General features: G+C 63.2%; 17 protein-coding genes. 16 read left to right on the plus strand and 1 reads right to left on the minus strand.

Annotated elements, in window-relative coordinates:
- The first annotated feature begins 1 nt into the window (after nt 1).
- The 16 genes from rplR to rplQ all read left to right on the plus strand — a co-directional run bounded on the left by rplR (nt 2) and on the right by rplQ (nt 11,066).
- A complete protein-coding gene (gene rplR, locus C7C57_RS02180) occupies nt 2–361 on the plus strand; it encodes a 50S ribosomal protein L18 (protein WP_030148002.1) in 360 nt (119 codons plus the stop codon).
- Nucleotides 358–1,083, plus strand: coding sequence for a 30S ribosomal protein S5 (gene rpsE / locus C7C57_RS02185; protein ID WP_030148003.1), 726 nt, complete (start codon nt 358–360; stop codon nt 1,081–1,083). Before rplR ends, rpsE begins: the two co-directional genes overlap by 4 nt.
- Entirely contained in the window at nt 1,083–1,265 is a 183-nt protein-coding gene (gene rpmD / locus C7C57_RS02190) for a 50S ribosomal protein L30 (protein ID WP_030148004.1), read from the plus strand. Before rpsE ends, rpmD begins: the two co-directional genes overlap by 1 nt.
- Nucleotides 1,265–1,849 (plus strand): 50S ribosomal protein L15, encoded by a 585-nt coding sequence (rplO, locus tag C7C57_RS02195; RefSeq protein WP_081863945.1) that lies wholly within the window; start codon nt 1,265–1,267, stop codon nt 1,847–1,849. The genes rpmD and rplO overlap by 1 nt, the downstream gene beginning before the upstream one ends.
- Nucleotides 1,850–2,010: 161 nt before the next feature.
- Nucleotides 2,011–3,333 carry a preprotein translocase subunit SecY gene (gene secY, locus C7C57_RS02200; RefSeq protein WP_030148006.1) on the plus strand — a complete coding sequence of 441 codons (1,323 nt, stop codon included), beginning with the start codon at nt 2,011–2,013 and terminating at the stop codon, nt 3,331–3,333.
- Nucleotides 3,330–3,914, plus strand: a complete 585-nt coding sequence (locus C7C57_RS02205) for an adenylate kinase (protein WP_187977420.1) — start codon at nt 3,330–3,332, stop codon at nt 3,912–3,914. The genes secY and C7C57_RS02205 overlap by 4 nt, the downstream gene beginning before the upstream one ends.
- A gap of 45 nt (nt 3,915–3,959) precedes the next feature.
- Nucleotides 3,960–4,760 carry a type I methionyl aminopeptidase gene (map, locus tag C7C57_RS02210; protein ID WP_051701687.1) on the plus strand — a complete coding sequence of 267 codons (801 nt, stop codon included), beginning with the start codon at nt 3,960–3,962 and terminating at the stop codon, nt 4,758–4,760.
- 140 nt (nt 4,761–4,900) lie between these two features.
- Nucleotides 4,901–5,779: an aminotransferase class IV gene (locus tag C7C57_RS02215; protein ID WP_187977421.1), complete on the plus strand. Its 879-nt coding sequence runs from the start codon at nt 4,901–4,903 to the stop codon at nt 5,777–5,779.
- A gap of 172 nt (nt 5,780–5,951) precedes the next feature.
- Nucleotides 5,952–6,173: a translation initiation factor IF-1 gene (gene infA, locus C7C57_RS02220; protein ID WP_030148010.1), complete on the plus strand. Its 222-nt coding sequence runs from the start codon at nt 5,952–5,954 to the stop codon at nt 6,171–6,173.
- Between the two features lie 102 nt (nt 6,174–6,275).
- Entirely contained in the window at nt 6,276–7,088 is an 813-nt protein-coding gene (locus C7C57_RS02225; RefSeq protein ID WP_030148011.1) for a hypothetical protein, read from the plus strand.
- Nucleotides 7,085–8,077, plus strand: coding sequence for a helix-turn-helix domain-containing protein (locus C7C57_RS02230; protein WP_187977422.1), 993 nt, complete (start codon nt 7,085–7,087; stop codon nt 8,075–8,077). The genes C7C57_RS02225 and C7C57_RS02230 overlap by 4 nt, the downstream gene beginning before the upstream one ends.
- Before the next feature lie 206 nt (nt 8,078–8,283).
- Nucleotides 8,284–8,397 carry a 50S ribosomal protein L36 gene (gene rpmJ, locus C7C57_RS02235; protein WP_030148013.1) on the plus strand — a complete coding sequence of 38 codons (114 nt, stop codon included), beginning with the start codon at nt 8,284–8,286 and terminating at the stop codon, nt 8,395–8,397.
- A 171-nt stretch (nt 8,398–8,568) separates the two neighbouring features.
- The gene (gene rpsM / locus C7C57_RS02240) at nt 8,569–8,943 is read left to right on the plus strand and encodes a 30S ribosomal protein S13 (protein WP_030148014.1); all 375 of its coding nucleotides are present in this window, start codon (nt 8,569–8,571) and stop codon (nt 8,941–8,943) included.
- A 42-nt stretch (nt 8,944–8,985) separates the two neighbouring features.
- Nucleotides 8,986–9,384, plus strand: coding sequence for a 30S ribosomal protein S11 (gene rpsK, locus C7C57_RS02245; protein ID WP_030148015.1), 399 nt, complete (start codon nt 8,986–8,988; stop codon nt 9,382–9,384).
- Nucleotides 9,385–9,507: 123 nt separating this feature from the next.
- Entirely contained in the window at nt 9,508–10,500 is a 993-nt protein-coding gene (locus C7C57_RS02250) for a DNA-directed RNA polymerase subunit alpha (protein ID WP_030148016.1), read from the plus strand.
- 50 nt (nt 10,501–10,550) lie between these two features.
- Nucleotides 10,551–11,066: a 50S ribosomal protein L17 gene (gene rplQ / locus C7C57_RS02255; protein WP_030148017.1), complete on the plus strand. Its 516-nt coding sequence runs from the start codon at nt 10,551–10,553 to the stop codon at nt 11,064–11,066.
- A gap of 75 nt (nt 11,067–11,141) precedes the next feature.
- On the opposite strand, the gene C7C57_RS02260 is transcribed toward rplQ, so the two are convergent.
- On the minus strand, nt 11,142–11,879 hold the full coding sequence (locus C7C57_RS02260) for a GTP pyrophosphokinase family protein (RefSeq protein ID WP_030148018.1): 738 nt from the start codon (nt 11,877–11,879) through the stop codon (nt 11,142–11,144).
- Between the last annotated feature and the right edge of the window lie 93 nt (nt 11,880–11,972).

The following is an 11,972-nucleotide window of genomic DNA, read 5'->3' on the forward strand; positions in this document are numbered from 1 at the left end:
CATGGCTGTAAAGTCAAAGTCGGCCGCTCGTAAGCGTCGCCACACTCGTCTGCGCAAGAAGGTCGTCGGCACCGAGCTGCGTCCGCGCCTGGTCGTTACCCGTTCGGCACGTCACGTGTTCGTTCAGGTGATCGACGACAGCAAGGGCCACACCGTGGCCTCGGCCTCCACCATGGAAGCCGACCTGCGTACCTTCGAGGGCGACAAGTCCGCTAAGGCTCGCAAGATTGGTGAGCTGGTTGCTGAGCGTGCCAAGGCCGCCGGCATCGAAGAAGTTGTATTTGACCGTGGCGGTAACCGCTACGCCGGTCGTGTTGCAGCGATCGCCGATGGAGCTCGTGAGGGTGGGTTGAACCTGTGACCGAGGCAAGCAAGGAGCAGACCGTGGCTACTGAAGAAGCCGTCGCCGAGAAGCCGGTTGAGACCGCTGCCGGCACCGACCAGTCGGGTCGTGGCAACGGCCGCGACAACAACCGCCGTGGCGGTCAGGGTGGACGCGAGCGTGGCCAGGGCCGCGACCGCAACAGCCGTGACGCCGAGAAGAGCCAGTTCCTGGAGCGCGTTGTTACCATCAACCGCGTGTCCAAGGTTGTGAAGGGTGGTCGTCGCTTTAGCTTCACCGCTCTCGTAGTTGTCGGTGACGGCAACGGCCTGGTAGGCGTTGGCTACGGAAAGGCGAAGGAAGTTCCCCTCGCTATTTCCAAGGGTGTCGAGGAGGCGAAGAAGAACTTCTTCCGCGTCCCGCGCGTTGGTTCGTCCATCCCCCACCCCGTCCAGGGTGAGGCCGCAGCCGGTGTTGTCCTGCTGCGTCCGGCCGCTGCCGGTACCGGTGTTATCGCCGGTGGTCCGGTTCGCGCCGTACTCGAGTGCGCCGGTATCCACGACGTTCTCTCGAAGTCGCTGGGTTCCAGCAACACCATCAACATCGTTCACGCGACCGTTGCCGCTCTGAAGCAGCTGGAAGAGCCCCGTGCTGTTGCAGCTCGTCGTGGCAAGTCGTATGACGAGATCGCTCCGGCGAAGCTGCTGCAGGTTGAGGCTCGCGCCGCAGCCGCCGCTGCCGCCGCAAAGGTAGGTGCCTAATGGCCAAGCTGAAGATCACTCAGATCAAGTCCAAAATTAGTGAGAAGCAGTACCAGCGCGACACCCTGCGTTCGCTGGGTCTGCGTCGCATCGGTGCCGTTGTTATCCGCGAGGACAACAAGCAGAACCGTGGCTACGTAAACACTGTTGCTCACCTCGTGAAGGTTGAGGAGGTCGACTAATGGCTGAGGAAAAGGCTGTAGCCGACGAGAAGAAGACTGCCGCTAAGGCACCCGCCGCGAAGAAGGCACCGGCTGCTAAGGCAACCGCCGCCAAGAAGCCGGCCGCCAAGGCAGCTGAGAAGAAGACCGAGGAGACCGCTGCGCGTCCCCAGGTCCTCAAGGTTCACCACCTGCGTCCCGCCGAGGGTGCCAAGAAGGCCAAGACCCGCGTCGGTCGTGGTGAGGGCTCCAAGGGTAAGACCGCGGGCCGTGGTACCAAGGGAACCAAGGCACGCTACCAGGTACGCCCCGGCTTCGCCGGTGGGCAGCTCCCGCTGCACATGCGCGCACCGAAGCTGCGTGGTTTCAAGAACCCGTTCCGGGTCGAGTACCAGGTTGTTAACCTGTCGACCCTGGCTGAGCTCTACCCCAAGGGTGGCGACGTAACCGTTGCTGACCTCGTGGAAAAGGGCGCAGTCCGCAAGAACGAGCTGGTGAAGGTTCTGGGCAACGGCGAGATCGCCGTGAAGCTGAACATCACCGTCGACAAGATCTCGGGCTCGGCCCAGGAGAAGGTCGTCGCCGCAGGCGGTTCGGTTAACTAAGTTCGGCAGATGAATTCCGCTTAAAATGAGCGGATTTCGGTCCGAAATTGCGAATTGGGTCCGATAATCGAGTAGATTCGATTATCGGGCCCTTTTTCGTAGGGTCCATCAGCAGGTAAGCAGAGTTCGCGCCGTGAGGCACGCAACCAGGAGGCTGTTTTTTGTTTAGTGCCGTCGCGCGGATTTTCCGCACTCCCGATCTTCGCCGCAAGATCGGATTCACGCTCGGGATCATCGCGATCTACCGACTGGGTTCGTTCATTCCGGCGCCGTTTGTCGACTTCAAAAACGTCCAGGCCTGTCTGGTATCGGACCAGACCACCTCGGGTGCGTATGAGCTGATCAACCTGTTCTCGGGTGGTGCTCTGCTGCAGCTCTCGATCTTCGCGCTGGGTATCATGCCCTACATCACCGCGTCGATCATTACCCAGCTGCTGCGCGTGGTTATCCCGCACTTCGAAACCCTCTACAAGGAGGGTCAGACCGGCCAGGCCAAGCTGACCCAGTACACCCGTTACCTCACGATCTTCCTGGGTGTGCTGCAGTCCACCACCCTGATCACCGTGGCCCGTACCGGTGCGCTGTTTGGCAACACCGGTGTACCCGCCTGTGAGAACCTGCTGACCACCGACACCTGGTACGCCGTACTGCTGATGGTCATCACCATGACCGCCGGTACCGGTCTGATCATGTGGATGGGTGAGCTGATCACCGAGCGCGGTATCGGCAACGGTATGTCGCTGCTGATCTTCACCTCGATCTCGGCCACCTTCCCCGCCGCCATGGGCTCGATCTGGTCCGCCAAGGGCCCGGAGATCTTCTTCATGGTGATCGCCGTGGGTATCGTCATCATGGCCCTGGTTGTGTTCGTGGAGCAGTCCCAGCGCCGCATCCCGGTGCAATACGCCAAGCGCATGGTGGGTCGCCGTACCTACGGTGGGAACAACACCTACATCCCGATCAAGGTCAACATGGCCGGTGTGGTCCCCGTGATCTTCGCCTCCTCGCTGCTGTACCTGCCCGCCCTGCTGGCGCAGTTCAACCAGCCCGCCGCCGGTCAGGACCCCGCCGCCTGGGTCACCTGGATCAACGATTACCTCACCAAGGGTGATCACCCGCTCTACATGCTTCTCTACTTCATGCTCATCGTTGGGTTCACCTACTTCTACGTTGCCATTACGTTCAACCCCGAAGAGGTAGCCGACAACATGAAGCGCTACGGGGGCTTCATCCCCGGCATCCGTGCCGGCCGCCCCACCGCCGAATACCTGGACTACGTGCTCACCCGCGTGACGCTGCCCGGTTCGGTTTACCTGGGTCTGATCGCGCTGATCCCGCTGATCGCGCTCGGCCTGGTTGGTGCCAATGCGAACTTCCCGTTCGGTGGCGCCTCGATTCTGATCATCGTTGGTGTGGGTCTGGAGACGGTCAAGCAGATCGACTCGCAGCTGCAGCAGCGTCACTACGAAGGGTTACTCCGTTGAGCCGTCTCCTCATTGTTGGTCCGCAGGGATCGGGCAAGGGCACCCAGGGTGTCGAAATCGCCGGTCTCCTGAACATCCCCGCGATTTCGACGGGCGACATGTTCCGGGCAAACATTGGTGGCGAGACCGAACTGGGTCTCAAGATCAAGGCAGTTATCGAAGCCGGCAACCTGGTGGACGACGCCCTGACCGGCGAGGTCGTGCGCGACCGTCTGTCCCAGGAGGACGCCGCCGCCGGTTTCCTGCTGGACGGCTACCCTCGCAACCTGGTTCAGGTTGCCGACCTGGACGAGTTCCTCACCGCCCGCGGTGAGTCGCTGGACCTGGTTGTTGAGCTGGTTGTTCCCCGCGAGGAGAGCATCACCCGCCTGGTGGCTCGCGCCGCCGAGCAGGGCCGCAGCGACGACACCGAAGAGGTCATCAGCAACCGCCTGAAGATCTACGAGGAGCAGACCACCCCGATCCTCGACGTGTACCGCGAGCGCGGTATCGTCGCCGAGGTCGACGGCGTGGGCTCGATCGCCGATGTGCTGGCTCGCATCACCGAGGTTCTGCGCGAGCGCGACCTGCTCGCGGCGTAGTTCGTGATCTTCCGCAGGAAAAACATCTATAAGACCCCGGAGCAGATGCGCCGGATGGTCGCCCCGGGTCTCGCCACGGCCGCATCCCTTGCGGCCGTGCGCGAGGCCATTCGGCCCGGCATCACCACGCTGGAGCTGGACGCCATCGCCGAGGCCGCAATCATTGCGGCCGGCGGTACGTCGAACTTCAAGCTGGTGCCGGGCTATCGGCATACCGTGTGTGCATCGGTGAACGCCGACGTGGTGCACGGCATCCCGAATGATCGCCCGCTAGAGCCCGGAGACATTCTCTCGATCGACTCCGGTGCGATCCTGGATGGCTGGAACGGCGACTCCGCCTTCACCACCGTGCTGGACAATTTCGCCGATCCCGAGCTCGTTGCCCTGCGCCGCCGGCTCAACGACGTCACCGAGGGCTCCCTGTGGGCCGGTATCGCCCGTTTGGCCTCGGCCAAGCACCTCAACGAGGTGGGGGCGGCGATCGAGGACCACATCGTCGCACAGGGCGGCGGACACGACTACGGGATCCTCGAGGATTTTGTGGGTCACGGCATCGGCCGCGACATGCATGAGGATCCGCCCGTCTTCAACTATCGGGTACGCGAGAAGGGTCCCGAGGTTCGCCCGGGGCTCGTGGTCGCGATCGAGCCGATGGTGGTCCGGGGCAAGATCGACACCATCATCCAGGACGATGAGTGGACGGTGACCACCGCCGATGGCGAGCCCGCCGCCCACTGGGAGCACAGCGTGGCCGTGCACCGGGATGGTATCTGGGTGCTGACCGCAGAAGATGGTGGGGCCGCCGGTCTCGCACCGTTTGGGATCACCCCGACTCCGATTCGCTAGGTTCGACCGCGTTCCGGTGCCGGATCCGAGTCGCCCCGACTGGCTCCGCGGCTCACCGCCGTTCTACCAACCGAAACCCGGCCTCGAGGGAGGCCGGGTTTTTGTGCGCGCGGCGCGGGGCACGGGTTTATGGTGAATGCATGAGCGCAGTGTTTTTCCTTTCGCCCCTGGCCGCCGATGCACCCGAGCCCGAGGGCGGATTCGCCCAGACCATCCGTCCCGCCGCCGAGGCGGTCATCTCGCTGCGTGACGCGGGGATCGTGCGTGGGGACGGGATCTTTGAAACCCTCGGCGTTCGTGACCGTGCCGTCCAGGCCGAGACCGCCCACCTCACCCGGCTGGCCCATTCGGCACGGCTGCTGGAGCTTCCCGCACCCAACCTGAGCCAGTGGCGCGCGGCCCTGGCCATCGCCGCGGACACCCTGCCCGCGGACGGAACCGGATCGATCCGACTGAGCCTGACCCGCGGTGTACCGGGGGAGGGGCCGAGCGCCTGGCTGATCGCCGACGAGGCCCCGGCGGATCTGCCGGAGCGTCACAGCGGACTCGCGGTGGTCTCGCTCGAACGTGGCCTGTCCGTGCACGCGAGCGAGCGGACCCCCTGGCTGCTGGCCGGTGCCAAGACCCTGTCCTATGCGATCAACATGGCGGCGCTGCGCGAGGCCAAGTCTCGCGGCGCCGATGACGTTCTGTTTATCTCGACCGAGGGCCTCGCGCTGGAGGGGCCGACCTCGTCGCTGCTGATCTATGTGGGTGGGGAGTTTGTTTCGCCGCCGCGCGATGAGGCGATCCTGGCCGGCACCACGGTGGATGCTGCCTTCGACTGGCTGCGCACCCAGGGATACACCTGCGTGTACCGCCAGATCCCGGCCGAGACGCTGAGCGAGATCGACGGCGCCTGGCTGCTCTCGAGTGTGCGGATGGCGGCCCCGATTCGGACGCTGGACGGGGTGCCCGTGACCCAGCAGCCCGAGCTGAATGAGTCCCTGGTGAACGCCCTGGTGGCGCGTACCCGATAGCGCATTCGGCTCCAAATGAGGGTCGGCATGATAACGCGCGGTGGCGCATCGTCGCGTAATGACATATTCTTGTTTCTTGGTGCGCTTTCGGCGTGCCCCGATTTGGGCGCATGAGTGCCCCGCTGGCTCGGAACGAGCCGATCGGACTTCGATACTGAGTGACAGTGAGGCTATGGCCAAGAAAGACGGCGTCATCGAGATCGAGGGCCAGGTTGTAGAGGCCCTCCCCAACGCGATGTTTCGAGTGGAACTGACCAACGGACACAAGGTCCTTGCCACGATCAGTGGCAAAATGCGTCAGCACTACATTCGCATCCTGCCCGAGGACCGCGTAATCGTAGAGCTGACGCCCTACGACCTGACGCGTGGGCGGATCGTCTACCGCTACAAGTAGTACGGATTTATCGGATGACACCAGCGGGGGCTGGTGTCATCCGTTTTTATAACGCTAGTCTGGGGGCTAGCCGGGTCACGGCCGGGCTAGGGGGGAGAAGAGATGTCCGACAGCACGGAGATCTGGAATTTAGGTACGCGCGGCTCGAATCAGCTGCAGCACCATCGATACCTGGGATTTGAGAGCGTTCCGCACTCATCCGGTATGCAACTGGGGGAGGGGCAGCGCCCCGAGGACTTCGTGTTCTCGCAGGATTCGGTTCGCATCGGCGGATATCTGTTTCGCCGCTTTGCGGTGACCCCCATCCTGCTGCATCGTCCGGCGACGCCGGACACCCACGAGAAGATGCTTTTTATCTATGTGCTCAGTGGCAAGCTTCGGCTGACCCAGGCCGGGAGGACCGTGGAGCTCGTGGCCGGTGAGAGCGCGATTGCCATCGGATGGCAGCCGTATCTGGCCGAGGTGGTCGAATCCGTGAGCGGCATCTCCGTCGCGGTGGACCGTGACGTGCTGGACTCCGGCGGAATCTCGTTTCCGCATGCCGTGCGTAAGGTTGTGGCCCCGGCGCTGCTCCCCTCGGGGATGGCCGGCTTTTTCCTGGGGCTTTTCGAGGCACGCCTCTACCCGCTGGGACTCGAGCAGGTCACCCGACTGTGCCGCGTCTTTGACTCGTTCCTGGTGGAGCTCCACCTCGGCTACGTCGAGGCCGCGCGCACCCCCGAAGAGCGGCTCGAAGAACAGCGCCACGCGATTCTCGAATACGCGTCCACCCAGCGAGGTACCGATTCCTTCTCGGTGGCCAATATCGCCGAGCACTATGGGATGTCCACGCGTTCGCTGCAGCGGCTGTTCCAGTCGGCACCGCGCAGCCTGCGTGATGAACTCCGCGACATCGCCGGACGGGAGATCTCATGAGCGAGGCACGAAAACGACTGCTGAGTCCACACACGGCCGATAACTCCATCTCGGACCGCGCCTACTTTGGGCCCGAGGGGGTGGCGATGCTCGCCGCCTCGGATGGGGTCACGACCCGCGACGCCGAACACTTTGACCTGCGCACCCGGGTGGCGCGGATCGGCTACTTCCGTATCCAGAGCATTCTCACCACCGCGCTCAACGTGTCCCTGGCCACCGATCACTACGATGCGCCCGACAAGGTGCGCTTCACGTTCGTGCGCGAGGGCCGGCTGGAGATCGATCAGCGTGGCCGCCACGTGGTGCTGACGCCCGGGGACGCGGTGATCGGATTCGATACCGTCCCCGCCCAGATCGTCCTCCCGGAGCGCACCCGGTATGTGACCATCACCGTGGATCGCGAGCTGCTGTTTCCGGCCGGTCTGGCCGATGAGCGCCAGATGCGCTACATCCGACGCGACGAGCTGTTCAACGGGGCCACCGCCTCCTTCTTCGAGGCGCTGCTGCGTCCGGCGGCCTTTCCGCTGGCCCCGGTGGATGAGCTGCGGGTGAGCCGTACGATCACCAAGATGCTCAACGAGGTATTCGTGGCCACGCTGCCCAGCCAGGATTCGGTGGCCACCCGACGGGCCGAGGAGCGCGCGGTGGTGCGGGGCTACATCGGAGCACACTTCACCCGGCCCGACCTCTCGGTGTCCTCGATTGCCGCGCACTACGGGATGTCGCCGCGTTCGCTGCAGCGGCTCTACTCCGACTACGGCGAAAACGTCTCCAACGTGATTCGCAAGCGCCGGCTCGAGCACGCGGTGTCGATGCTGATGGATCGCCGCTTTGATGATGTCTCAATCGATGATGTGGCCATCCGCTCGGGGTTTGCCGGGGCGAACCAGCTGCGGCGCGTGATGAACCAGGTCATGGAGCAGACTCCGACCCAGCTGCGCGCCGTGCACGGGGGCCGCGATGAGGGCGGCGAATCCGGTTCGGATTAGGAACTTTTCCTCGCCTCGCCCGCACGGGGTGGCGGGGCGAAACGCCCGGGTGGCGAAACGCCCGAAAATGCCGTAGTGTTGACCCTTGGTATTTTGTGTGCGTTTCGGCGTGCCTATTTCCGCCAGACCAGCGCCGATACTTTCATTGGTGCTGTAAGTAACGGCCCGGGATTTTCCGGGTACGAGGACAGCGAAAGAGAGTTGCCGTGAAGGTCAACCCCAGTGTTAAGCCCATCTGCGAAAAGTGCAAGGTGATTCGTCGTAACGGCCGCGTCATGGTCATCTGCGAGAACCCGCGCCACAAGCAGCGTCAGGGCTAATCAAGCTCGATCGGTTTTCCGATCATCCGGCCGCGGTAATGCGCGGCCACAGCAGTAACAGAATATATAGGCGTTTCCAAGAACTTCCCTCGTGGAAGGGACACCCCGGGTCGGAGGCCCGGGACCCCGGATTCGCCCCACACCTCCGCACTACTCCTAGGAGAAGCCAACATGGCACGTCTCGCCGGCGTTGACATTCCCCGCGATAAGCGCGTGGAAATCGCACTGACGTACATCTATGGTGTCGGTCACACCCGTTCGCTGCAGACTCTTGCAGCGACCGAGATCGACCTGAACATCCGAGTCAAGGACCTGACCGACGAGCAGCTCGTCGCTCTCCGTGACTACATCGAACAGAACTTCAAGGTAGAGGGTGACCTCCGCCGTGAGGTCGCCGCCGACATCCGCCGCAAGGTTGAGATCGGTTCCTACGAGGGTCTGCGCCACCGCCGCGGCCTGCCGGTCCGTGGTCAGCGCACCAAGACCAACGCACGTACCCGTAAGGGTCCGAAGCGCACCGTTGCCGGCAAGAAGAAGGCTCGCTAGGCCCTGCCAGCGCCCTCATAGGACCTAAGGAGATCATTCACAATGGCATCAACTAAGTCGGCTGCACGCAAGCCGCGCAAGAAGGAAAAGAAGAACGTCGCCGTGGGCCAGGCCCACATCAAGTCGACCTTCAACAACACGATCGTCTCGATCACCGACACCACCGGTGCGGTTATCAGCTGGGCTTCGTCCGGTGGAGTCGGCTTCAAGGGTTCGCGTAAGTCGACCCCGTTCGCCGCTCAGCTGGCAGCAGAGTCGGCCGCGCGCCAGGCTCAGGAGCACGGCATGAAGAAGGTTGACGTGTTCGTGAAGGGCCCGGGTTCGGGTCGCGAAACCGCCATCCGTTCGCTTCAGGCCGCAGGCCTCGAGGTTGGCTCGATCAACGATGTGACCCCTCAGGCTCACAACGGTTGCCGCCAGCCGAAGCGTCGCCGCGTTTAGTCCTTCCCTGGGCTGTGGCCGAGCGGTTCTCACGAACCGCTCGGCCGCGGATTCAGCACTGTACGTCAAAACCTCGCACACGCAAGTGTCATATAGCGGACACTTAGCCGAAAGGAACCAATAGTGCTTATTGCACAGCGCCCGACGCTCACCGAAGAGAACATTTCCGAGTTCCGCAGCCGGTTCGTTATCGAGCCGCTCGAGCCCGGTTTTGGTTACACGCTGGGTAACTCCCTGCGTCGCACCCTGCTGTCGTCGATCCCCGGAGCCGCCGTTACCAGCGTCCGTCTCGACGGCGTTCTGCACGAGTTCAGCACCATCCCCGGTGTGAAGGAAGATGTCACTGAGATCATCCTGAACATCAAGGGTCTGGTTGTCTCGAGCGAGCACGATGAGCCGATCACCGCTTACCTGCGTAAGACCGGTGCCGGTCAGGTTACCGCCGCCGACATCTCGGCTCCGGCCGGTGTCGAGGTTCACAACCCCGAGCTCGTCATCGCGACCCTGAACGAGAAGGCCAAGTTTGAACTTGAGCTGACCATCGAGCGTGGCCGTGGATACGTGTCCGCCGGTCAGAACCGCAACGAGTTCTCCGAGGCCGGTCAGATTCCGATCGACTCGATCTACTCGCCGGTTCTGAAGGTTACCTACCGCGTCGAGGCAACTCGTGCCGGTGAGCGTACCGACTTCGACCGCCTGGTGGTCGACGTGGAGACCAAGTCCGCCATCTCCCCCCGGGATGCCATCGCTTCGGCCGGCACCACCCTGGTGGAGCTGTTCGGTCTGGCTCGTGAGCTGAACACCGCAGCCGAGGGCATCGAGATCGGCCCCGCGCCGGTTGACGCTGTCCTGTCGAGCGAACTCTCGATTCCGATCGAGGACCTGGACCTGTCGGTCCGTTCCTACAACTGCCTGAAGCGCGAAGGCATCAACACCGTCTCGGAGCTGGTTGCTCTGTCCGAGACTCAGCTGATGAACATCCGCAACTTCGGTCAGAAGTCGGTTGACGAGGTACGCGACAAGCTCGTTGAGATGGGTCTGTCCCTGAAGGACTCGGTTCCCGGGTTCGATGGCGCTCACTTCTACTCGGGCTTCGAGGACGACGTAGCTAACTAACCTTCCCGTCGGTTCGCCGACGTCACCCTTTTTCTAACTGGAGTTTCAACATGCCTAAGCCTTCCAAGGGCGCCCGCCTCGGTGGCGGTCCCGCTCACGAGCGCCTGCTGCTCAACAACCTTGCCGCTGCGCTCTTCGAGCACAAGAGCATCACCACCACCTTCACCAAGGCCAAGCGTCTGCAGCCCGTTGCAGAGCGTTACGTGACCTTCGCGAAGCGTGGCGACCTGGCCGCACGTCGTCGCATGCTCGGTGTTATCACCGACAAGGGCATCGTGCACGAGCTGTTCACCGAGATCGCCCCGCAGGTTGCGGAGCGTAACGGTGGTTACACTCGCATCACCAAGATCGGGAACCGCAAGGGCGACAACGCCCCCATGGCAGTGATCGAGCTCGTTCTCGAGCCCGTCACCCCGAAGAAGAAGGCTGCCAAGCCGGCCGCCGAGAAGGCTGCCGCTCCGGTAGCCGAGGAGACCGTCGAGGTCGTCGCCGAGGAGACCCCCGTGGTCGCCGAGGAGACCACCGAGGTTGTGGCCGAGGAAGCCGCCGCCGAGGAGACCAAGTAGTCTTCGACTTCTTAATACGACGATGCCGCATCCCTTCGGGGATGCGGCATCGCCGTTTAACCGGGTTCTCGGCGCCTATTCGCCGCGGGAGGTTTCCTCCAGGAGACCCGAGAAGAGCTTGCTGAGATTGGTGGCCTCGGTCAGCGCCGAGGTGTGCTCGGGCAGGGAGGGCGTGGCCGCGTCGATATAGCGCACCTGCTCACGCAGCCGGAGCATCTTGCGGTCCAGGGCGGCGGCGGTTTCGGCGGCCTCCTTGAGCTCGGCCAGGACGTCGCTCGGGACATCCTTTTCGAACTTGTAGTAGATCTTGTGTTCCAGGCTCGCCCAGAAATCCATCGCGACGGTGCGAATCTGGATCTCCACCGGCACCGACTCCACCCGATCGGACAGGAACACCGGCACCTCGACCAGCACGTGCAGGCTCTGGTAGCCGTTGGGCTTGGGGTGTTTGATGTAGTCGCGCACCTCGATCACCGTCACGTCCTGCTGGTTGGTGATCAGGTCCGCGACGGTGTAAATATCGGGGACAAAGCTGCAGGTGATGCGGATGCCCGCGATGTCACGGACCTCGCGGCGCAGGGCCTCGACGGTGGGCTCGATGCCGCGACGCTTGGCCTTGTCTATGATGCTGGCCGGGGACTTAACCCGAGAACTCACATGCTCGATCGGGTTGTACTCGTGGACGTAGGTGAACTCGTCCCGCAGGATCTTGATCTTGGTCGAGATTTCGTCCAGACCGAAGCGGTAGGCCATCATCATCCGGGTCATCTCCTGGCCGAGGATCCTGCGTTCGGCGGGGGTGGGGAGGGGCATTCTTCTGACCTTTCGCTGGAAACCTGCTGATACGAGGCTATCGGCGCTTCCTCCACGTTGGGTCCATACCGCTCACGAATGATGATGGCCGGG

This window comes from Mycetocola sp. JXN-3, from assembly GCF_014522285.1.
Classification (GTDB): domain Bacteria; phylum Actinomycetota; class Actinomycetes; order Actinomycetales; family Microbacteriaceae; genus Mycetocola; species Mycetocola saprophilus.

Excerpts from the sequence above, each read along its gene's own strand:
- infA (WP_030148010.1), top strand. The coding sequence starts at position 5,952 with ATGGCCAAGAAAGACGGCGTCATCGAGATCGAGGGCCAGGTTGTAGAG.
- map (WP_051701687.1), top strand. The coding sequence starts at position 3,960 with ATGCGCCGGATGGTCGCCCCGGGTCTCGCCACGGCCGCATCCCTTGCG.
- C7C57_RS02225 (WP_030148011.1), top strand. The coding sequence starts at position 6,276 with ATGTCCGACAGCACGGAGATCTGGAATTTAGGTACGCGCGGCTCGAAT.
- rplR (WP_030148002.1), top strand. The coding sequence starts at position 2 with ATGGCTGTAAAGTCAAAGTCGGCCGCTCGTAAGCGTCGCCACACTCGT.
- C7C57_RS02230 (WP_187977422.1), top strand. The coding sequence starts at position 7,085 with ATGAGCGAGGCACGAAAACGACTGCTGAGTCCACACACGGCCGATAAC.
- rpsM (WP_030148014.1), top strand. The coding sequence starts at position 8,569 with ATGGCACGTCTCGCCGGCGTTGACATTCCCCGCGATAAGCGCGTGGAA.
- C7C57_RS02260 (WP_030148018.1), bottom strand. The coding sequence starts at position 11,879 with ATGCCCCTCCCCACCCCCGCCGAACGCAGGATCCTCGGCCAGGAGATG.
- rpmD (WP_030148004.1), top strand. The coding sequence starts at position 1,083 with ATGGCCAAGCTGAAGATCACTCAGATCAAGTCCAAAATTAGTGAGAAG.
- rplO (WP_081863945.1), top strand. The coding sequence starts at position 1,265 with ATGGCTGAGGAAAAGGCTGTAGCCGACGAGAAGAAGACTGCCGCTAAG.
- rplQ (WP_030148017.1), top strand. The coding sequence starts at position 10,551 with ATGCCTAAGCCTTCCAAGGGCGCCCGCCTCGGTGGCGGTCCCGCTCAC.
- rpsK (WP_030148015.1), top strand. The coding sequence starts at position 8,986 with ATGGCATCAACTAAGTCGGCTGCACGCAAGCCGCGCAAGAAGGAAAAG.
- C7C57_RS02215 (WP_187977421.1), top strand. The coding sequence starts at position 4,901 with ATGAGCGCAGTGTTTTTCCTTTCGCCCCTGGCCGCCGATGCACCCGAG.